This is a genomic window from Streptomyces sp. NPDC033136 (assembly GCF_055578235.1).
Map to the genome: position 1 here is coordinate 21,296 of NZ_JBVIPD010000039.1, position 19,431 is coordinate 40,726.

The 19,431-nt window shown below is 70.6% G+C and carries 20 protein-coding genes; 8 read left to right on the plus strand and 12 right to left on the minus strand.

From position 1 onward, the window contains the following. Positions 1-35 precede the first annotated feature (35 nt). Together ACZ5TL_RS38300 and ACZ5TL_RS38305 are read right to left on the minus strand one after the other, a co-directional pair. Positions 36-710, minus strand: a complete 675-nt coding sequence (locus ACZ5TL_RS38300) for a response regulator transcription factor (protein WP_468595391.1) — start codon at positions 708-710, stop codon at positions 36-38. 30 nt (positions 711-740) lie between these two features. After that, positions 741-2,315: a sensor histidine kinase gene (locus tag ACZ5TL_RS38305; protein ID WP_468595392.1), complete on the minus strand. Its 1,575-nt coding sequence runs from the start codon at positions 2,313-2,315 to the stop codon at positions 741-743. A 119-nt stretch (positions 2,316-2,434) separates the two neighbouring features. Here ACZ5TL_RS38305 and ACZ5TL_RS38310 point away from each other — a divergent pair, with 119 nt between their 5' ends. The 5 genes from ACZ5TL_RS38310 to cseC all read left to right on the plus strand — a co-directional run bounded on the left by ACZ5TL_RS38310 (position 2,435) and on the right by cseC (position 7,029). Further along, positions 2,435-3,376 carry an HhH-GPD family protein gene (locus ACZ5TL_RS38310; protein ID WP_468595393.1) on the plus strand — a complete coding sequence of 314 codons (942 nt, stop codon included), beginning with the start codon at positions 2,435-2,437 and terminating at the stop codon, positions 3,374-3,376. Positions 3,377-3,656: 280 nt separating this feature from the next. Further along, the gene (locus ACZ5TL_RS38315; protein WP_030251439.1) at positions 3,657-4,196 is read left to right on the plus strand and encodes a SigE family RNA polymerase sigma factor; all 540 of its coding nucleotides are present in this window, start codon (positions 3,657-3,659) and stop codon (positions 4,194-4,196) included. Further along, positions 4,184-4,840: a hypothetical protein gene (locus ACZ5TL_RS38320; RefSeq protein ID WP_468595394.1), complete on the plus strand. Its 657-nt coding sequence runs from the start codon at positions 4,184-4,186 to the stop codon at positions 4,838-4,840. Before ACZ5TL_RS38315 ends, ACZ5TL_RS38320 begins: the two co-directional genes overlap by 13 nt. A gap of 129 nt (positions 4,841-4,969) precedes the next feature. Beyond that, the gene (gene cseB, locus ACZ5TL_RS38325) at positions 4,970-5,671 is read left to right on the plus strand and encodes a two-component system response regulator CseB (protein ID WP_468595395.1); all 702 of its coding nucleotides are present in this window, start codon (positions 4,970-4,972) and stop codon (positions 5,669-5,671) included. An 8-nt stretch (positions 5,672-5,679) separates the two neighbouring features. Continuing rightward, positions 5,680-7,029: a two-component system sensor histidine kinase CseC gene (gene cseC / locus ACZ5TL_RS38330; RefSeq protein ID WP_468595396.1), complete on the plus strand. Its 1,350-nt coding sequence runs from the start codon at positions 5,680-5,682 to the stop codon at positions 7,027-7,029. Positions 7,030-7,130: 101 nt separating this feature from the next. On the opposite strand, the gene ACZ5TL_RS38335 is transcribed toward cseC, so the two are convergent. The 3 genes from ACZ5TL_RS38335 to ACZ5TL_RS38345 form a co-directional block, all read right to left on the minus strand. Then, positions 7,131-7,577, minus strand: coding sequence for a VOC family protein (locus tag ACZ5TL_RS38335; RefSeq protein ID WP_468595397.1), 447 nt, complete (start codon positions 7,575-7,577; stop codon positions 7,131-7,133). A 62-nt stretch (positions 7,578-7,639) separates the two neighbouring features. Next, positions 7,640-8,146, minus strand: coding sequence for a helix-turn-helix transcriptional regulator (locus tag ACZ5TL_RS38340; RefSeq protein ID WP_468595398.1), 507 nt, complete (start codon positions 8,144-8,146; stop codon positions 7,640-7,642). Between the two features lie 89 nt (positions 8,147-8,235). After that, entirely contained in the window at positions 8,236-9,834 is a 1,599-nt protein-coding gene (locus ACZ5TL_RS38345; RefSeq protein ID WP_468595399.1) for an MDR family MFS transporter, read from the minus strand. Between the two features lie 124 nt (positions 9,835-9,958). Between ACZ5TL_RS38345 and ACZ5TL_RS38350 the strand changes: the two genes are divergently transcribed. After that, complete coding sequence (locus tag ACZ5TL_RS38350) at positions 9,959-10,555, plus strand: TetR/AcrR family transcriptional regulator (RefSeq protein WP_468595400.1); 597 nt, start codon at positions 9,959-9,961, stop codon at positions 10,553-10,555. A gap of 25 nt (positions 10,556-10,580) precedes the next feature. Here ACZ5TL_RS38350 and ACZ5TL_RS38355 read toward each other — a convergent pair whose 3' ends face one another. Then, positions 10,581-11,186 carry a M23 family metallopeptidase gene (locus tag ACZ5TL_RS38355; RefSeq protein ID WP_468595401.1) on the minus strand — a complete coding sequence of 202 codons (606 nt, stop codon included), beginning with the start codon at positions 11,184-11,186 and terminating at the stop codon, positions 10,581-10,583. 441 nt (positions 11,187-11,627) lie between these two features. Between ACZ5TL_RS38355 and ACZ5TL_RS38360 the strand changes: the two genes are divergently transcribed. Further along, positions 11,628-12,269 (plus strand): HAD family acid phosphatase, encoded by a 642-nt coding sequence (locus ACZ5TL_RS38360; protein ID WP_468595402.1) that lies wholly within the window; start codon positions 11,628-11,630, stop codon positions 12,267-12,269. 93 nt (positions 12,270-12,362) lie between these two features. On the opposite strand, the gene ACZ5TL_RS38365 is transcribed toward ACZ5TL_RS38360, so the two are convergent. Continuing rightward, complete coding sequence (locus ACZ5TL_RS38365) at positions 12,363-14,888, minus strand: ATP-dependent Clp protease ATP-binding subunit (RefSeq protein WP_468595403.1); 2,526 nt, start codon at positions 14,886-14,888, stop codon at positions 12,363-12,365. A 440-nt stretch (positions 14,889-15,328) separates the two neighbouring features. Between ACZ5TL_RS38365 and ACZ5TL_RS38370 the strand changes: the two genes are divergently transcribed. Beyond that, positions 15,329-16,246, plus strand: a complete 918-nt coding sequence (locus tag ACZ5TL_RS38370) for an SCO3374 family protein (RefSeq protein ID WP_468595404.1) — start codon at positions 15,329-15,331, stop codon at positions 16,244-16,246. A 9-nt stretch (positions 16,247-16,255) separates the two neighbouring features. Here the strand turns inward: ACZ5TL_RS38370 and ACZ5TL_RS38375 are convergent, their stop codons facing one another. The 5 genes from ACZ5TL_RS38375 to ACZ5TL_RS38395 all read right to left on the minus strand — a co-directional run bounded on the left by ACZ5TL_RS38375 (position 16,256) and on the right by ACZ5TL_RS38395 (position 18,933). Further along, on the minus strand, positions 16,256-16,591 hold the full coding sequence (locus tag ACZ5TL_RS38375; RefSeq protein WP_468595405.1) for a histone-like nucleoid-structuring protein Lsr2: 336 nt from the start codon (positions 16,589-16,591) through the stop codon (positions 16,256-16,258). Positions 16,592-16,875: 284 nt separating this feature from the next. Continuing rightward, complete coding sequence (locus ACZ5TL_RS38380; protein ID WP_468595406.1) at positions 16,876-17,409, minus strand: amino-acid N-acetyltransferase; 534 nt, start codon at positions 17,407-17,409, stop codon at positions 16,876-16,878. A 9-nt stretch (positions 17,410-17,418) separates the two neighbouring features. Further along, on the minus strand, positions 17,419-17,874 hold the full coding sequence (locus ACZ5TL_RS38385) for a BlaI/MecI/CopY family transcriptional regulator (RefSeq protein WP_468595409.1): 456 nt from the start codon (positions 17,872-17,874) through the stop codon (positions 17,419-17,421). A 183-nt stretch (positions 17,875-18,057) separates the two neighbouring features. After that, the gene (locus tag ACZ5TL_RS38390) at positions 18,058-18,246 is read right to left on the minus strand and encodes a hypothetical protein (RefSeq protein ID WP_468595407.1); all 189 of its coding nucleotides are present in this window, start codon (positions 18,244-18,246) and stop codon (positions 18,058-18,060) included. Between the two features lie 18 nt (positions 18,247-18,264). Further along, positions 18,265-18,933, minus strand: a complete 669-nt coding sequence (locus tag ACZ5TL_RS38395) for a hypothetical protein (protein WP_468595408.1) — start codon at positions 18,931-18,933, stop codon at positions 18,265-18,267. Positions 18,934-19,431: the final 498 nt, after the last annotated feature.

A 19,431-nucleotide genomic window follows, 5' to 3' on the forward strand; every position in this document is an offset into this window, starting at 1 on the left:
GACGCCGCACCCGTACCGTCGGACCGCCCCGGCCGTCACGGCTCCACCAGCCCCGCCTCGTACGCGACGATCGCCGCCTGCACCCGGTTGCGTACGCCCAGCCGGTCCAGGACCGCGCTCACGTACGCCTTCACCGTGCCCTCGACGAGATGCAGCCGGGCGGCGATCTCCGGGTTGGACAGGCCCGCGCCGACCAGGCCGAGCACCTCGCGTTCGCGGGGGCTCAGGACCGCCACACGCGCGCGTGCCCGGGCCTCGCGGGTCAGGCGGCCGCCGCCGAGGCCCTCGTCGATGACGTACCGGGCGACCTTGGGAGAGAGGAACGCGGCGCCGGCGGCCACCGCCCGTACGCCCGCGATGAGTTCGTACGGGTCTCCGGACTTCAGCAGGAAGCCGGTGGCGCCGCCGCCGAGGGCGCGGGCCACGTAGGCGCCCTCGGAGAAGGTGGTGAGCATCGCGACGGCCGTGCCCGGGACGGTCCGTACGATCTGCTCCGCCGCCGCGAGCCCGTCCAGGCGTGGCATGCGGATGTCGAGCAGGGCCACGTCCGGGCGGTGGGCTCGGGCCAGCTCGACCGCCTCGTGGCCGTCACCCGCCTCCGCGACGACCTCCGTCTCGCCGTTGCTGCCCAGGATGGCGCGCACCCCGGCCCGGACCATCGCCTCGTCGTCGGCCAGCAGCACGCGGATCGCCGTGCCCGTCCCGCTCATCCTTCTCCCTCGCTCATCCTTCTCCCCCGCTCATGGCGCGAACTCCTCGTACTCTTCGCGACCCTCGCCGGACAGGCCGATGCCCGGGACCACGTCCTTGGCGACCAGGCGTCCGGCGTCGAAGCACAGTCTGAAGTGGTCGACGGAGACGAAGAGTTCGCCGCTCGCGCGGTAGTAACGGCAGTCGGCTCCCTCGGGCGGGGCGGGAGCCCGTTCGTCGGGCGGGTCGTTCACATCGCGTTCGGGCAGCACGCGCTCGACGTCGGCGACGGGGGTGCCCAGGGGCAGTCGCGCGTAGGCGGCGGGTTCGAGCACCGAGTGCGTCTCGGCGTACGCGTACCAGCCGAACGCCGCGCCGACGAGCACCACGCCCACGCCCGCCGCGGTGCCGAGGCCGGCGGCGACCCGGCGGCGGGCGTTCGTGAACGGCGCCCGGTCGGGACGCGCCGGGGCGACGGCGGTCTGCCGCGCGGGGACGTACGCCCGGACCCGGAAGCCCTCTCCGTGCGGGCCCGCCTCGAACTCCCCGCCCACCGAGGTCACCGCGGCCCGCAGCCCGAGCAGGCCCGTACCGCCGCCGGAGGGCGGGGAACCGCCCTGGGTGGCCCGGCCGTTGGTGACGGTGACGGAGGTGCCGGCGGCCTGCCCCGTCACCGCCACGACCACGGGGGCGCCCGGTGCGTGCCGCGCCGCGTTGGTCAGTGCCTCCCGGACCACGCGGTGCAGCAGCCGTTCGGCGACCCCGCCGGGCTCCGCGGCCGGGTCCTGTCCGGCGGGCTCCCAGCGCACGGGGAGGCCCGACTCAGCGGCGCGGGCCACGAGTTGCTCCAGGGTCTCGCCCGCCGGGGCCAGTGGCACCGGCTCGTCGTCGTCCTCGCGCAGGACGCCGATGATGCGGTGCAGCCGGTCCGTGGCGTCGGCGGCGGCCGCGCGCAGGTCGGCAGCCGCGGCCCGGTGCTCGTCGCCGAGGCCTGGGGCGACCTGGAGGGCGCCCGCGCGCAGGGCGATGAGGCTCAGCTCGTGGCCGAGGGAGTCGTGCATGTCCTGGGCGATCCGGGCCCGCTCGCGCAGCCGGGCGCGCTCCTCGGCGAAGCGGGCCTCGTCCTCCAGCCGGGCCGCGCGCAGCCACCCCGCCTCGGCCAGTGCGCGGCTCTGCCGCCAGTAGCGCCCGCCGAGCCACGGGAAGACACAGCCGAAGAGCAGCGTGCCCGTCATGACGAGCCACTCGGGGGCCGGGTCGGTCCCGGCCAGCACGATCCGGGCGGTGCCCGCGCAGCCGACGGCCGCGAAGCACAGCGCCGCGGGGCGCGCCCGGCCCGCCCGCAGCCCGAGCAGCAGCGCGCACACGCCGAGAGCGGGGCCGTAGGAGACGCTGAACAGGGCCGGAGCGGCGGCCAGACTCAGGGCGGCCGCCAGCCCGAAGGCCGCGAGCGGCACCCGCCGGGCGAGGCCGGCCGCCACGGCCAGCACCACCACGCCGACCGCCTGCTGCCAGCCCGGCCGCGGCTCGTTCAGCCCGACCCGGTCCGCCGTGAGTGCCGGGACCGCGAAGGCGGCCCAGAGGAGGGCGCCCCGGGCGGGCGAGGCCGGGCGAGGACGTTCCATGCGCTTGACGCTACAAGCCCGGACGGGCCCGCACCGCTGCCGATCGTCAGGTACCGGGCGACCTCAGGGGGTGGCGGTGTGCCCGAATCGACGGCTCTGCGTGGCACCATCGATACGCCATGACTGCTCCCACGAAGCCCCCGCACCCCGCCTCCGCCCCCACCGACACCGCCTCCGGCCCGCCCCTCGGCGAGAACCTGCACTCCCCCCTCATCGACTGGTTCGACGAGAACGCCCGCGACCTGCCGTGGCGTCGGCCGGAGGCCGGGGCGTGGGGGGTGATGGTCAGTGAGTTCATGCTCCAGCAGACGCCGGTGAACCGCGTCCTGCCCGTCTACGAGCAGTGGCTGGACCGCTGGCCGCGCCCCGCCGACCTGGCCAAGGAGGCGCCCGGCGAGGCCGTCCGTGCCTGGGGCCGGCTCGGCTACCCGCGCCGGGCTCTCCGGTTGCACGGCGCCGCCGTCGCCATAACGGAACGGCACGGCGGCGACGTACCGGCCGACCACGCCCAGCTGCTGGCGCTGCCCGGCATCGGCGAGTACACGGCCGCCGCCGTCGCCTCGTTCGCCTACGGTCAGCGGCACCCGGTGCTGGACACCAATGTGCGCCGGGTGTTCGCCCGCGCGGTCACCGGTGTCCAGTACCCGCCGAACGCCACCACCGCCGCCGAACGCAAGCTGGCCCGCACGCTGCTGCCCGACGACGAGCCGACCGCCGCCCGCTGGGCCGCCGCCTCCATGGAGCTGGGCGCGCTGGTGTGCACGGCGAAGAGCGAGTCGTGCCACCGCTGCCCGATCGCCGCGCAGTGCGCGTGGCGGCTGGCGGGCAAGCCGGAGCACGCCGGTCCGCCGCGCCGCGGCCAGACGTACGCGGGCACCGACCGGCAGGTGCGCGGGCGGCTGCTCGCCGTGCTGCGGGAGGCCCACGGCCCGGTGCCGCAGGCGGCCCTGGACCGGGTGTGGCACGAGCCGGTGCAGCGGGCCCGCGCCCTGGACGGTCTCGTCGCCGACGGTCTGGTGGAGCCGATGGCGGGCGGGCTGTACCGGCTGCCGCTGACCTGACGTACAGGGAGATCACAGAGTCGGGTCCGTCGTCACAGCGACCCGGGTGGGCAAATCACCCTCAAACCTCTCCAACACCCCTACCGCTGTACTCCTTTCCGGCTTCCGTTACACAACCGACGGACAGCCGAGTGCTAGCCGAAGGCTGCTTCGGACAGCGCCGTGACAACGCCTCCGTACCTTCAGATGCGTTCCGGAAGACACGGGACGACTGAGAACCACAGGCAGTGCACGGGCGGCGGGGAGCCGGCCGGAACGGGGAAACGGGAGGCGGTTCACCATGGCGCAGGGCGAGGTGCTCGAGTTCGAGGAGTACGTCCGCACCCGGCAGGACGCGCTACTGCGCAGTGCCCGCCGCCTGGTCCCGGACCCCACGGACGCACAGGACCTGCTGCAGACGGCGCTGGTGCGGACGTACGGCCGCTGGGAGACCATCGAGGACAAGCGGCTGGCGGACGCCTACCTGCGCCGCGTGATGATCAACACCCGCACGGAGTGGTGGCGGGCGCGGAAGCTGGAGGAGGTCCCGACCGAGCAGCTCCCGGACGCCTCGGTCGACGACGCCACCGAGCAGCACGCGGACCGCGCCCTGCTGATGGACATACTGAAGGTGCTCGCCCCGAAGCAGCGCAGTGTCGTGGTGCTGCGACACTGGGAGCAGATGTCCACGGAGGAGACGGCCGCCGCCCTCGGCATGTCGGCCGGAACGGTCAAGAGCACGCTGCACCGGGCGCTCGCCCGGCTCCGCGAGGAGCTGGAGTCCCGCGATCTGGACGCACGCGCGCTGGAGCGTGAGGAGCGGGAGCGGTGCGCGGCCTGACCGGCGAGGGTTCTGCACGGGCCCGGGGCAGTATCCAGGCGGTGATCACGGCACTGACCGTGTTCGCCGCCCTCGCCCTTTTCGCGTCTTCGTGCGCCTCCGGCGGCACCGGCGCCCGTGACGAGGGTCCGGCGCACGCCGACTCGGCGGCGGGTGCCGGCGCCTCCTCCCCGTCCGCCGCGCCGCCCGACACACCCGACACCGTGAACGCGGTCAAGCTCGTCAAGGACGATCCGAAGGTCGCGCCCGCGGTGAAGCGCGAGCTGAAGCCGTGCGTCGCCGACGAGTACCCCGTCGACGTCTCCTATGGCAAGCTGACCGGGGGCCCGGCCGACGACGTCGTCGTCAACGTGCTGACCTGCGGCGACGCGGTGGGTGTGGGCAGTTACGTGTACCGCGAGCAGGACGGCTCGTACCAGAATGTGTTCAAGGCCGAGGAGCCTCCGGTCTACGCGGAGATCGACCGCGGCGACCTCGTGGTGACCAAGCAGGTGTACGAGAAGGGCGACCCCGTGTCGAGCCCCTCCGGGGAGAACGTGATCACGTACGGATGGGTCTCCGGCCGGTTCACCGAGGAATACCGCACGCACAACGACTACGGCAAGGTCGTCGGCGACAGCGCGACGCCGGCGCCCGCGAGCTGACACCGGCCGCGGGGCCGCGTGAACCGGTCGGGCCGCTCGGACCGATCCCCCGGTGAACGTGGCGCACGGCCCGTGCGTCCCCACAGAGAGAACGCACCCCACGGACCACTAAGGACAGAGAGCACCGGGATGGCAGACCAGACCCACGTCCTGTTCGTCGAGGACGACGACGTCATCCGCGAGGCCACGCAGCTCGCCCTGGAACGGGACGGCTTCGTGGTCACCGCCATGCCCGACGGGCTGTCGGGCCTGGAGGCGTTCCGGGCGGACCGCCCCGACATCGCGCTGCTGGACGTCATGGTCCCCGGCCTCGACGGGGTCAGTCTGTGCCGCCGCATCCGCGACGAGTCGACCGTGCCGGTCATCATGCTGTCGGCGCGGGCCGACTCCATCGACGTCGTGCTGGGCCTGGAGGCGGGCGCCGACGACTACGTGACCAAGCCGTTCGACGGTGCCGTCCTGGTCGCCCGGATCCGCGCGGTGCTGCGCCGCTTCGGGCATGCCGGCGGCGGCCGGGGCGAGGAGCAGCCCGCCCCGGCGAGCGGCGGGACGCTGGCCTTCGGGGACCTGGAGGTCGACACCGAGGGCATGGAGGTCCACCGGGCCGGGCAGCCGGTGGCGCTCACGCCGACCGAGATGCGGCTGCTGCTGGAGTTCTCCTCCGCGCCGGGCACGGTACTCTCCCGCGACAAGCTGCTGGAGCGGGTGTGGGACTACGGCTGGGGCGGGGACACCCGGGTCGTCGACGTGCACGTGCAGCGGCTGCGGCAGAAGATCGGCCAGGACCGTATCGAGACGGTCCGCGGCTTCGGCTACAAGTTGAAGGCCTGAGCGGGGATATGAGGGGGCACTTCCGGCGCCTGGTCGCCGCGGGCCTGGAGCGCGCGGGCATCCGCACGGGCCTCAGATGGAAGCTGAGCGCGGCCATCGCGCTGGTCGGCGCCCTGGTGGCGATCGCGCTGAGCCTGGTCGTGCACAACGCAGCCCGGGTGTCGATGCTGGACAACGCGCGCGACCTCGCCGACGAGCGGATCCTGATCGCCCAGCGCAACTTCGAGCTGTCCGGGCGGATGAACTTCCCCAACACCAAGATCGACGACCCGAACCTCCCGGAGGCGCTGCGGGACCGGGTCGAGGCGGGGCAGCGGGCGACCTACGTGACCGACCGGCCGGGTGAGGTGCCGGACATATGGGCCGCCGTGCCACTGAAGAACGGGCAGGTGATGTCCCTGCACTCGGGCTTCACCGACCGCAGCTCGGACATCCTGCAGGACCTCGACCAGGCCCTGCTCATCGGGTCCATCGCGGTCGTTCTCGGCGGCAGCGCGCTCGGGGTGCTTATCGGCGGGCATCTCTCGCGGCGGCTGCGCAAGGCGGCCATCGCGGCGGGCCAGCTCGCGGGCGGCGGGACGGACGTCCGCGTGCGGGACGCCATGGGCGGGGTCGTCCGGGACGAGACCGACGACCTGGCGAGCGCGGTGGACGCCATGGCGGACGCGCTGCGCCAGCGGATCGAGGCCGAGCGGCGGGTCACCGCCGACATCGCGCACGAGCTGCGCACCCCGGTGACCGGGCTGCTGACCGCGGCCGAACTGCTGCCGCCCGGCCGCCCCACCGAGCTGGTGCTGGACCGGGCCAAGGCCATGCGCACGCTCGTGGAGGACGTGCTGGAGGTGGCCCGGCTGGACGGGGCCTCGGAGCGGGCGGAGCTGCAGGACATCATGCTGGGCGAGTTCGTCGCCCGGCGGGTGGCGGCCAAGGACCCGGGCATCGAGGTGCGGATCGTGCACGAGTCGGAGGTCACCACCGACCCGCGGCGCCTGGAGCGCGTGCTGTTCAACCTGCTGGCCAACGCGGCCCGGCACGGCAGGCCGCCCGTCGAGGTCACCGTCGAGGGCCGGGTCATCCGGGTCCGCGACCACGGCCCGGGCTTCCCCGAGGACCTGCTCGCCGAGGGGCCGAGCCGCTTCCGCACCGGCAGCAAGGACCGGGCCGGCCACGGCCACGGCCTCGGCCTGACCATCGCGGCCGGGCAGGCCCGGGTGCTGGGCGCCCGCCTCACCTTCCGCAACGTCCGCACGCCCGGGACACCGGAGCGGCTGCCCGCCGAGGGCGCGGTCGCCGTGCTGTGGCTGCCGGAGCACGCGCCGACGAACACGGGGAGCTATCCGATGCTGCCGGGGGCGTAGACCTTCCTGATCTTCCGGGTTTTCTGGATCGCCCGGGTTTCTGGGCTTCCTGGGCTTCCTGGATCTTCCGGGTTTTCTGGGCCTTCTGAGTTCCCTGGAGATCAGCAGGCCCAGTCCTGGTCCATGTCGAGTCCGCCCTCGCGGGGCTGCGTGAACGAGAACCAGTTGCCGGAGTCGTCACGGAACAGCGCCTCCGTGCCGTACGGGCGCTCCTGCGGCTCCTGGAGGAACTTCACGCCCCGGTCCTTGAGCTTCTCGTAGTCGCCGTGGATGTCGTCGGTGGTCAGCACGCCCGCGCCGAGCGCGCCCTTCGTCACCAGCTTCCGGAGCATCTCGGCGGACTCGGGGTCCATCGCGGGCCCGCCGGGCACCATCAGGGTGAGCTCCACGTCGGGCTGGCTCGGGGAACCGACCGTGAGCCAGCGCATGCCGCCCTCGCCCATGGTCATGTCCTTACGGACCTCCAGGCCCAGTTTCCCGGTGTAGAACTCCTTGGCTCGGTCCTGGTCGAGGACCCAGACGGTCGAGATGGCGAGACCCTTGATCATGGCGTGCTCCTGCTGCTCGCGGCCGGTACGTGCTGGCCCTGCCACCGTAGGCAGCGGGAGTGTCAGCCCGCTTCTCCGGAATTGCGCTCCTTGCGGGAGCGGGGTTCCGGCGGCCGGCCGGTGCCGGGTGCGGACTGCTCGGCGACCCCGGGTGCGGGCTTCCTGCCGGCGCCGGGTGCGGAGCGGAAGCCGCCGGCCCAGAGCATGGCGTAGCAGCCCGGTATGAGGGCGGCTCCACGGCCGACGTGCTTGGTCCGGTACTCGCTCGGCGTCAGGCCGGTCCACGCCTTGAACCGCGCCGAGAACGTGCCGACGCTGCTGAAGCCGACCAGGTGGCAGATCTCCGCCACCGACAGGTTCGCCGTACGCAGCAGGTCCTCGGCGCGCTCTGTGCGGCGGTGCGTGAGGTACTGGCCGGGGGTCTCGCCGTACGCCTCCTTGAAGGCGCGGATGAAGTGGAACCGCGAGTACCCGGCATGCGCGGCCACGGTGTCCAGGTCGAGTCCGGGATCGGCCCAGTCCCGGTCCATGGCGTCCTTGGCGAGGCGGACCTGGTGCGTCTTGTCCATGCGGCCGATGGTGGCACGAGGGTCTGACAGCGGCGTTCGTGCGGAATGACGCGCGGCCCCGGGGCGGGCCCCAGGCCGCGGACGGTCGCTCAGACGGCTTCCGCCACCGGCGCCTGCGCCGCGGGGCCGTCCGTCCTGTCGTCCTCCGCGGTCTTCGGTCCCGCTCCCCGCAGCGGCACCTCCGTCACGAACACGGCCGCCGCCAGCGCGACCGCCGCCACCACGGCCCCGAGCAGGAACGCCGAGTGCGTGCCGGCGGAGACCGCGTGCTGGTAGGCCTCCCGGGCCGCCGCCGGGAGCTTCGCCAGGCTCGCCTGGTCGAGCTGCGCGGACCGCTCGGTCACCTTGGAGCCCAGCGCCCCGGCCCGCTCGGCCATGACGTCCTGGACACGGCTGTTGAACAGCGCACCCATGATCGCGACGCCGAAGGAGGAGCCGAGGGTGCGGAACAGCGTGGTGGACGAGGACGCGACGCCCATGTCCTTCATCTCCACGCTGTTCTGCGCGACCAGCATGGTGATCTGCATCAGACAGCCCATGCCGAACCCGACCACGGCCATGAAGACACCGGAGGTGAACCGCGAGGTCCCCGTGTCCATGGTGGACAGGAGGTACAGCCCGACGATCATCAGCACGCTGCCGAGGACCGGGAAGACCTTGTACTTGCCGGTGTTCGTGGTCACGCGCCCGGCGACCATCGAGGTGACCAGCATCGCGCCGAGCATCGGCAGGAGCAGCAGCCCGGAGTTGGTCGCGGAGGCCCCCTGCACGGCCTGCTGGTAGAACGGCAGGAACAGCGTGGCGCCGAACATCACGAAGCCGGTGATGAAGCCGATGACCGACATCAGCGTGAAGTTCCGGCTGCGGAAGATGTGCAGCGGAAGCACCGGCTCGGCGGCCTTGGTCTGCCAGAACAGGAATCCGACGAGCGCGGCGACGCCGATGCCGGTCAGCTCCATGATCCGCGCGGAGGACCAGGCGTACTCCGTGCCACCCCAGGTGGTGACGAGCACGATCGCGGTGATGCCGATGGTCAGCAGCACGGCGCCCAGGTAGTCGATCCGTGCCTGCGCCCGCTTCTTCGGCAGGTGCAGCACGGCACTGACGGCGACCAGCGCGACCACGCCGAGCGGCAGATTGATGTAGAACGCCCAGCGCCAGCCCCAGTTGTCGGTGATCGTGCCGCCGACCAGCGGACCGCCGATCATCGCCACCGCCATGACGCCGGCCATCATGCCCTGGTACTTGCCGCGCTCCCGGGGCGGGATGAGGTCACCGATGATCGCCATGACGCCGACCATCAGACCGCCGGCGCCGAGGCCCTGGACTGCGCGGAAGCCGATCAGTTCGCCCATGTTCTGGGCCATGCCGCTGAGCGCGGAGCCGATCAGGAAGATGACGATGGACGACAGGAACGTGCCCTTGCGGCCGTACATGTCGCCGAGCTTGCCCCACAGCGGGGTGGAGGCGGCGGTGGCGAGCGTGTACGCGGTGACCACCCAGGCGAGGTGTTCCAGCCCGCCCAGCTCACCGACGATCGTCGGCATCGCCGTACCGATGATCATGTTGTCGAGCATCGCGAGCATCATCGCGATCATGAGGGCGAGCAGCACGACCCGCACGCTCTTCGGCTGTTTCCCCCCGGTGTCGGCGCCGACCGCCGCCGGTGCGTCCGTCGTGTCCGCCATGGCCTTCCCTCTCCCCCGGATACCGCTACTTACTTGCCGACCGGCTAGTGAATACGCTCGGAAGCTAGCCGCGGAACTAGCCGGGCGTCAAGTAAGTTTTATGGAAAGCGGGCGGCGTATGAGGATGGGCGGCACGATGGACGGCACCAGGCAGCGGCGCCGCGGGGATACCCGCCGGCGCATCCAGGACGTGGCCCTCGAACTCTTCGCGGAGCACGGCTACGAGAAGACGTCCCTGCGCGAGATCGCCGAGCACCTGGACGTCACCAAGGCGGCGCTCTACTACCACTTCAAGACGAAGGAAGAGATCCTCGTCAGCATCTTCGAGGACCTCACGCAGCCGATCGAGGACCTGATCGACTGGGGCCGGCAGCAGCCGCCCACCCTCGCCACCAAGCAGGAGATCGTCCGCCGTTACGCCGACACGCTCGCGCAGGCGGCACCACTTTTCCGCTTCATGCACGAGAACCAGGCGACGGTACGGGACCTGCGCATCGGCGACTCCTTCAAGGAGCGCATCCGCAGCCTGCGCGACATCATCATCGACCCGGACGCGGACCTGGTCGACCAGGTCCGTTGCGTGAGCGCGCTCTTCACCCTGCACGCCGGGATGTTCCTGCTGCAGGACATGGAAGGCGACCCCGAGGAGAAGAGCAAAGCCGCCCTCGAGGTCGCCACGGACCTGGTGACCCAGGCCCACGGGGGAGCCGGGGGCTCCTAGCGGGCCGGGGCCGCCTGGGGCCGGATCAGACCTTCACGCCCTTGGCACGCAGGAACTTCACCGGGTCGATCGCCGAGCCGTAGTTCGGGGTCGTGCGGATCTCGAAGTGCAGGTGCGGACCACTCGAGTTGCCGGTGTTGCCGGACCGGGCGATCTCCTGGCCGGTCTTGACGACCTGGCCGACCTTCACCTTGACCTTCGACAGGTGGGCGTACTGGGAGTACGTGCCGCCGCCGTGCTTGATCACGACGGCGTTGCCGTAGGCGGGGCCGTCACCGGCGCCGTTGCCGCCGGCCTTGACCACCGTGCCGCCGTGCGCGGCGACGACCTGGGTGCCGCTCGGCACGGCGTAGTCCTGGCCGCTGTGGGTGGACTGCCACATGCCGCCGTTCTGGGCGAAGCTCGCGGACAGCTTGTACTTCTTCACCGGGTCGACCCAGGAGGGCTTGGCCTTCTTGGCGGCGGCCTGCGCCTGGACGGCGGTGACAGCACCGGACGCGGCCGTGGTGTCGGCGGCGGACGCGACCCCGGCCCCCAGTGCGACCGAGACGCCGAGGCCGGCGGCCAGCACGGTCGCACGGGTGCGGAGCTGGGACGTACGGGAAGAACGGGACGTGACGCGCTGGGACATCGAAACCTCGTATGGAAGGGGACGGAGAAAACCACCCGGCGCACAGTCGCTCGCCGCGTGGCCATCCCTTGGTATCCCGAAGTCCGACAAACCCCCAAAAGCGTGATCTACGACCCGAGTTAGTAATTTGGTTCAGTGTTCTACGTCTCTTGACACAGCGCCCATTCGGGACGAATCAGGGCACTGGCCCGCACTTCAGCCCGCACTACGGGACATGAACCCCTTTCCTCCCGGTCCGTTATCCACTATTCCAGCTAGTAACGGACATATCGCCTGTGCGGCATGTCACCGGAGGCCCTCTTCAGCCATTCCGGAAATGTGGCGCACGCCTCTAGGCGCCTACCGTCCGGTAACCCTACGGTTCCCCTCGCGCCACCCTCGCGCACGAACATGCACACGACATGTTGACAGCGTCACGGACGTGAGAGGACCCCCACGACTATGCAGACCCGACGCCCTTGGTTGCGCCGCACATCAGTGACCGCCGTCTCGGCGGCCGCCCTCGTGGCCATGGCCGCCCCGGCCGACGCCACGACCGCCACCCGGGCCTCCACGGACGCCACCGCCGCGTCCAAGGCAGCCGCCGCGGACGTCGACTACGGCACCTGGCAGAAGGACTGCCAGGCGGTGATGGACCAGGCCCTGCCCTATCTGAAGCAGCGGATCGCGGCCACCAAGCCGGGTGAGAAGCAGGCGATCGTCCTGGACATCGACAACACGACGCTGGAGACCGACTTCGGCTTCAGCTACCCACAGCCGGCCAACAAGCCGGTCCTGGAGGCCGCCAGATACGCCCAGGAGCGCGGGGTCGCGCTGTTCTTCGTGACCGCCCGCCCGGACATCATCTCCTCGTTCACGGAGTACAACCTGAAGCAGGTCGGTTACCAGGTCTCCGGCCTGCACGTCCGCAACTTCATCGACCTCTTCAAGAACGTCGCGGAGTACAAGACCGCGCAGCGCGTGGCCATCGAGAAGCAGGGCTACACGATCATCGCGAACATCGGCAACAGCGCCACCGACCTCTCGGGCGGCCACGCCGAGAAGACGTACAAGCTGCCGGACTACGACGGGCAGCTGTCGTAGGAGCCGTGGAGCGGCGGGGCAAGCCTTGAAAAAGGCATGCGAAAGGGGGCCGGTGCTTTTCAGCACCGGCCCCCTTTCGTTCGACCGTGACGCTTACACGTCCTTGCTCAGGTTCGGTCCCGTGCCACCGGCCGCCTGCTCGATCGGCGGGACGTCCGGCAGGGCCGCCTTCTCCTCGCCGCGGAAGGTGAAGGTCTTGGCCTCGCCCTCGCCCTCCGTGTCGACGACCACGATGTGACCGGGGCGCAGCTCGCCGAAGAGGATCTTCTCCGACAGCGAGTCCTCGATCTCGCGCTGGATGGTGCGACGCAGCGGACGCGCGCCCAGCACCGGGTCGTAGCCCTTCTGGGACAGCAGCTCCTTGGCGGACTGGGAGAGCTCGAGGCCCATGTCCCGGTCCTTCAGGCGCTCGTCCACCTTGCCGATCATCAGGTCGACGATCTTGAGGATGTCGGCCTGGCTGAGCTGCGGGAAGACGACCACGTCGTCGACGCGGTTGAGGAACTCGGGCCGGAAGTGCTGCTTGAGCTCGTCCGAGACCTTGTTCTTCATGCGCTCGTAGTTGGTCTTCGTGTCACCCGAGGCCGCGAAGCCCAGGTTGAAGCCCTTGGAGATGTCCCGGGTGCCGAGGTTGGTCGTCATGATGATGACCGTGTTCTTGAAGTCCACGACCCGGCCCTGGGAGTCGGTCAGGCGACCGTCCTCCAGGATCTGCAGCAGCGAGTTGAAGATGTCCGGGTGGGCCTTCTCTACCTCGTCGAAGAGGACGACCGAGAACGGCTTGCGGCGGACCTTCTCGGTCAGCTGGCCGCCCTCCTCGTAGCCCACGTAGCCGGGGGGCGAACCGAAGAGACGCGAGACCGTGTGCTTCTCGCTGAACTCCGACATGTCGAGGGAGATCAGCGCGTCCTCGTCACCGAAGAGGAACTCGGCGAGCGCCTTGGACAGCTCGGTCTTACCGACACCGGACGGGCCGGCGAAGATGAACGAGCCACCGGGACGCTTCGGGTCCTTCAGACCGGCACGCGTACGGCGGATCGCCTTCGACAGCGCCTTGACGGCGTCGTTCTGGCCGATGACCCGCTTGTGGAGCTCCTCCTCCATGCGCAGCAGACGGGAGGACTCCTCCTCGGTCAGCTTGAAGACCGGGATGCCGGTGGCGGTCGCGAGGACCTCGGCGATCAGCTCGCCGTCGACCTCGGCGACGACGTCCATGTCGCCGGCCTTCCACTCCTTCTCCCGCTTGGCCTTGGCGGCGAGGAGCTGCTTCTCCTTGTCGCGCAGGGAGGCGGCCTTCTCGAAGTCCTGCGAGTCGATCGCGGACTCCTTGTCGCGGCGGACGTCGGCGATCTTCTCGTCGAACTCGCGCAGGTCCGGCGGCGCGGTCATCCGGCGGATGCGCATCCGGGAACCGGCCTCGTCGATCAGGTCGATCGCCTTGTCCGGCAGGAAGCGGTCCGAGATGTACCGGTCGGCCAGGGTGGCGGCCTGGACCAGGGCCTCGTCCGTGATGGAGACGCGGTGGTGCGCCTCGTAGCGGTCGCGGAGGCCCTTGAGGATCTCGATCGTGTGCGGCAGGGACGGCTCCGCGACCTGGATCGGCTGGAAGCGGCGCTCGAGGGCCGCGTCCTTCTCCAGGTGCTTGCGGTACTCGTCCAGCGTGGTCGCACCGATGGTCTGCAGCTCACCGCGGGCCAGCATCGGCTTGAGGATGCTCGCGGCGTCGATGGCGCCCTCGGCGGCACCCGCACCGACCAGCGTGTGCAGCTCGTCGATGAACAGGATGATGTCGCCGCGGGTGCGGATCTCCTTGAGCACCTTCTTCAGGCGCTCCTCGAAGTCACCGCGGTAGCGGGAGCCGGCGACCAGGGCGCCGAGGTCAAGCGTGTAGAGGTGCTTGTCCTTCAGCGTCTCGGGCACCTCGCCCTTGACGATGGCCTGGGCGAGGCCCTCGACGACGGCGGTCTTGCCGACGCCGGGCTCACCGATCAGGACCGGGTTGTTCTTGGTACGGCGGGACAGCACCTGCATGACCCGCTCGATCTCCTTCTCGCGCCCGATGACCGGGTCGAGCTTGGACTCACGAGCGGCCTGGGTGAGGTTCCGGCCGAACTGGTCGAGGACCAGGGACGTGGAGGGCGTGCCCTCGGCAGGACCGCCGGCGGTGGCGGTCTCCTTGCCCTGGTAACCGGAGAGCAGCTGGATGACCTGCTGCCGCACCCGGTTCAGATCTGCGCCCAGCTTGACCAGGACCTGGGCGGCGACGCCCTCGCCCTCACGGATCAGGCCGAGCAGGATGTGCTCCGTGCCGATGTAGTTGTGGCCCAGCTGAAGGGCCTCGCGGAGCGACAGCTCCAGGACCTTCTTGGCACGGGGGGTGAAGGGGATGTGGCCGGACGGGGCCTGCTGGCCCTGGCCGATGATCTCCTCCACCTGCTGGCGGACCGCCTCGAGCGAAATCCCGAGGCTCTCAAGGGCCTTGGCGGCGACACCTTCACCCTCGTGGATCAGGCCCAGGAGGATGTGCTCAGTGCCGATGTAGTTGTGGTTGAGCATCCGGGCTTCTTCCTGAGCCAGGACGACAACCCGCCGCGCGCGGTCGGTGAACCTCTCGAACATCGTTAATCGCTCCTCAGAGCGGTCAGGCAGTGGGGGGAACTTCCCCTCCCTGTCCTTCCGCAGCTTAGTCCCGCAAGCGGGGACCGCTCATTCCAACTGCCGACACCGGACCGAGAACCAACACTGCCTCCTGACCCCGAACGCCGACATCTGCTCCAACCCGATGGTGCGAGACGATGTTCCCGCAGGCCAGGCAGATACCCCACTCGCCAGTACGCCGATGGCGAACGTGAGACGGCCTTTTCTGCGTGTCGCCCCCTCCCACTAGGGATGTCTTACCCGTACGGACCAGAAGTCCATGCCGAGCACCCCCGTTCCCTCCGCTACGGGCGAACAACCTTGCGCCTCCCCACACCCCCCACACGCCTCGTCTTGCCACTCTGAGCACGCGTGTCACCACCCAACGTAACCCGCACGCCCTTCCGACGGTTGCGCTTGGCATGTCCAGCACCCCTCATCCCGTGACGGCGTCCGCTCACTCCGTGCCCGCGTCCACGACACCTCTCGTCCCGGTCCCCCGCCGGCCACCCGGCCCGGCCGGCGCGAGCGGTCAGGTCCGGCGGTGGTACGAGAAGGAACTGGGCTGGCCCACGGTGCCCGGCGATCCCCTGCGGCTGGTGGTGGGGGTGCGCTACGACGTCCTGGACGTACCGGCCGAGGCGGGACACGCGGCACTGCGGCACCTGGTTCCGGGCTCTCCCGTGGCCGTCCACGGGGACCGTATGCGGCTGCTGGTGGCACCGGGCAGCGCGGAGGAACTGCCGGGGTTGCTGGAGTGGCTCGATTGGGGAGCCCTGCCGCTGGACCTGGTGGCGACCGGGGCGGGCGGCCTCATGGACGCGCCGTGGCCTCTTGGGGCGGCGAGGGCAGAGGCGGCGGAGGCGGCAGAAGAGTCGGCGGGGGTGTGCTCCGGCGCGACGAATGCCGTGCTGCTCCGCGGGGCGGGCGGTCCGTCGGCCTGTGGGGCGGAGGGGTCACCGGCCCCATCGGTCCCCTGGCCGGTGGGGTCGTCGGCCTGTGGGCCGGAGCGGTCGGCCTGTGGGGCGCTCTCGGGTCCCGAGGCCGTCGCTTCCTCACCCCCTGGGGCGGACCTGTCACCGCACCCCGGCCCTGGCTCGTCCGCCGGTCGGCCGCTTCCCCTGGGCCGAGGTGGTTCCCAGGGGGCCGCCGTATGGCTGCGGCCCCCCGAGCCGGGATGCGAGGTCGAGGCCTCGCTGCCGACGCTGTCGGCGTTGGGGGGCGGTGGTGACGCCCCCGATCTCGTGCGGCTGGTGGACACGGTGGCCACGCTGTGCCACCGGATCCGGCTGCGGCGCGCGAGCGCCGTGCCGCCGGCCTCGCGTGCGCAGGGCCGGTAGTGCCGCTGTTCAGCCGTTGGCCTTCTCGTAGGCCTCGCGGATGGTCGCGGGAACACGGCCGCGGTCGTTGACCTCGTAGCCGTTCTCCTTCGCCCAGGCGCGGATCGCCGCGGTGTCCTGGCTGCCGCTCGACGTCGCGCGCGTCTTTCCGCGCCCGCCCGAAGCGCGGCCTCCGGTACGACGACCGCCCTTCACGTAAGGCTCGAGAAGGCCACGGAGCTTGTCCGCATTGGCGGTGGTGAGATCGATCTCGTACGTCTTGCCGTCCAGCGCGAACGTCACGGTCTCGTCCGCCTCGCCACCGTCGAGGTCGTCGACAAGAAGGACCTGAACCTTCTGTGCCACCGGATTTCCTTTCATCGATATCTTCAGGGCCGGGGTGTGCCGGCGTCCGCCGTATCGCCGTCCCCTGTTATATGCAGTACTGCAGTACGTCGGAAAGCAAACCGCTTTTGCCGGAAAAACACAAACCCCAAGCAGAGGCCGGCAGCCCGGCCTCCGTCCGGAAACGTGCGCGTTTCGGACATAGGGCACTGGGGCAGGGGGGCGCCGCGGAATATGTCTTGACGAACCGGGCGGGCTCTCTTGCGGGGTCCGTCTTGTGGCCGGTTCGTTGACCGCCCCGACGATCACAGATGCAGAAGCATCCGGCTGTTGCCCAAGGTGTTCGGTTTCACTCGTTCGAGACCGAGGAACTCCGCGACGCCCTCGTCATAGGAACGCAGCAGCTCCGCGTAGACATCCGTGTCGACCGGTGTCTCGCCGATCTCCACGAAGCCGTGCTTGCCGAAGAAGTCGACTTCGAAGGTCAGACAGAAAACGCGGCGAACGCCGAGCCAGCGGGCGGTCTGCAGCAACTTCTCCAGCACTTGGTGTCCGACGCCCGCCCCCTTGAGGCCGGGCTTCACCGCGAGAGTGCGTACTTCCGCGAGGTCTTCCCACATCACGTGCAGGGCGCCACAGCCGACGACCTCGGCGTTGTCGTCCCGTTCCGCGACCCAGAACTCCTGGATGTCCTCGTAAAGCGTCACCGTCGCTTTGTCGAGCAGGATGCCGCCGCGGACGTAGGCGTCAAGGAGGCGGCGTACGGCCGGGACATCGCTGGTGCGGGCCCGCCGGACGGTGAGGGCTTTTGCGGTGACTTCGGGGCTCTTCGCGGACATGGCGGGACGCTATCGCCCGCCGCCGTCCTGAGCCGAGGCGGGGTTCTCCGGGGGGCCTTCAGGTCGTTCCGCTCGTTCAGCGGGTTCGGAGGGTTCAGCAGGTTCGGTGGATTCCGACGGTTCGGTCGGTTCCTGGGTTTCCGGGCCCTGGACGATGCGTACGGCGTCGGTGAGAGCCTGCCGCTGTTCCTCGCTCATCATGCCGAAGAAGGCGACGAGAGCGGCGGCGGGGTTGTCGCTCTGCGACCAGGCGTCGTTCATCAGGGAGGCGGCGTAGGCGGCGCGTGTGGACACCGCCTCATATCTATAGGCGCGGCCTTCCGCCTCGCGGCGCACCCAGCCCTTCTGATGGAGATTGTCCAAAACGGTCATCACCGTGGTGTAGGCGATGGACCGCTCCTTCTGAAGATCTTCCAGGACTTCCCGAACGGTCACCGGGCGGTTCCACTTCCACACCCGCGACATGACCGCGTCTTCGAGTTCTCCCAATGGGCGAGGCACAGCTCAGAACAATAGTGGGAGATCCCGGTAATGGCGTGGCGGACGTGCGCTTCAGCGGCGAACGGGAACAAAAAGGGCGTACGACTCGAAAGTGCGGGCCGCGCGGGTGCCGGGCTCGCGGAGTCGTACGCCCTCGGAGGGGTGCGGTCAGTCGTCGGCGTTCGCCGGCGTCATGGAGGGCCGGCGAACGCCCTCCACGCGCGCGAGGGCGGCGTCCACGGCCGCGTCCTCCTTGGCTTTGTTGGCGCCGCCCTGTGTCTTCACGATCACCCGGATCACGCCGATGAAGAAGACGGCCATGACGACCGGGGGCAGGAGCGCGGAGACGTAGTCCATGGCTCCAGGGTAGCCACGTCAGCCTGCCACGAGTTGCTGGGGGTTCGCCGGGGGTGGCGGCGTGGGCTTGCGGCGCGGGAAGACCTCGCCCGGGGTGGGGATGGGGCGGGAGGGCTTCGGGGTGTCCGGCGTGGGGGCCGGGGCGGGCTTGGGGGCGGGTTGCGGCGGGGCCGGCTTGCGTGCGGGTTTCTTCTCGGGCTGTTTTTCGGCTCCGCCGGGGAGAGCCATGAGGCGGGTGCCGGTACCGGTGCGTGTGTGGCTGTGGCTGTGGGTGTGGGTGTGCGCGTGGGTCCGCGAGGCGGGGACGGTGGGGGTGAGGGGAGTGACCGCGCAGCGGTTCAGAAGGGCTGCGGCGGTGGGGTTGCCGCGCAGTGCGCGGAGGGCGGAGAGGTCGTCGGCTTGGGGGCGGTAGCCGGCAGCGAGGGCCTCGTCCAGGAGTGTGAGGTAGCCGGCGGCGGCGCCGGGGAGGGCGGCGCGGTACCGGCCCAGGTCGGCCACGAGGAAGGCGCGCAGCCTTGCTCCCTCCCGCATCGCCTCGTCGAGCGACTCTGCGAGGCGGAGGCAGTCCTGGACGTCGTCGGACGAGGCGGAGGTGGGGTGGAGGGCGAGGGCGAGAGCGCGGCGGAGCACACGCAGCTCCTCCACGCCGAACGCCATGCCGCCGCGGGATCCGTATGGCGTGGGCATGGTGCGACGATACGCGCTAATCAGACAAATTCGACATAGGGGGTGGGTGTGGCGTGGGGGACCACCCGGGTGGTGGGGTGCGGGTGCCTGCGGCGGCCTGCGTGGGTGGGGTGGGGTGCGCGTAGCGCCTGCGCGGTGAGTATGGGTCGGGGCCGCGCCGGGGGGTGTCCGTCCTCGGAACGGCGCGATGGGGTTGCGTACCGACCAATGGGGTTGCGTACCGACTAACCGTCCGTTGACGCGCCAACCGCTGCGGGCGGACACCCCCCCGACACGTCCCCTCCTCGCCGTACGCGAGTGCAGGCGCGTCGTGGTCCCGCCCAGCTGCGATCGACGTCCCCCGTCGTCGTCCGCGGCTGCGGGCGTCGTGGCCCCGGGGGGGGGGGGGGGGGCCCCCCCCCCCCCTCCGGGGGTGTGTGGGAGCACGGGGTTCTTGTTGTTGTGTGGTCATCTTGGTCGTCCCCGCCTTGGGAGGTTTTCCTGCCACACGGGCCAACG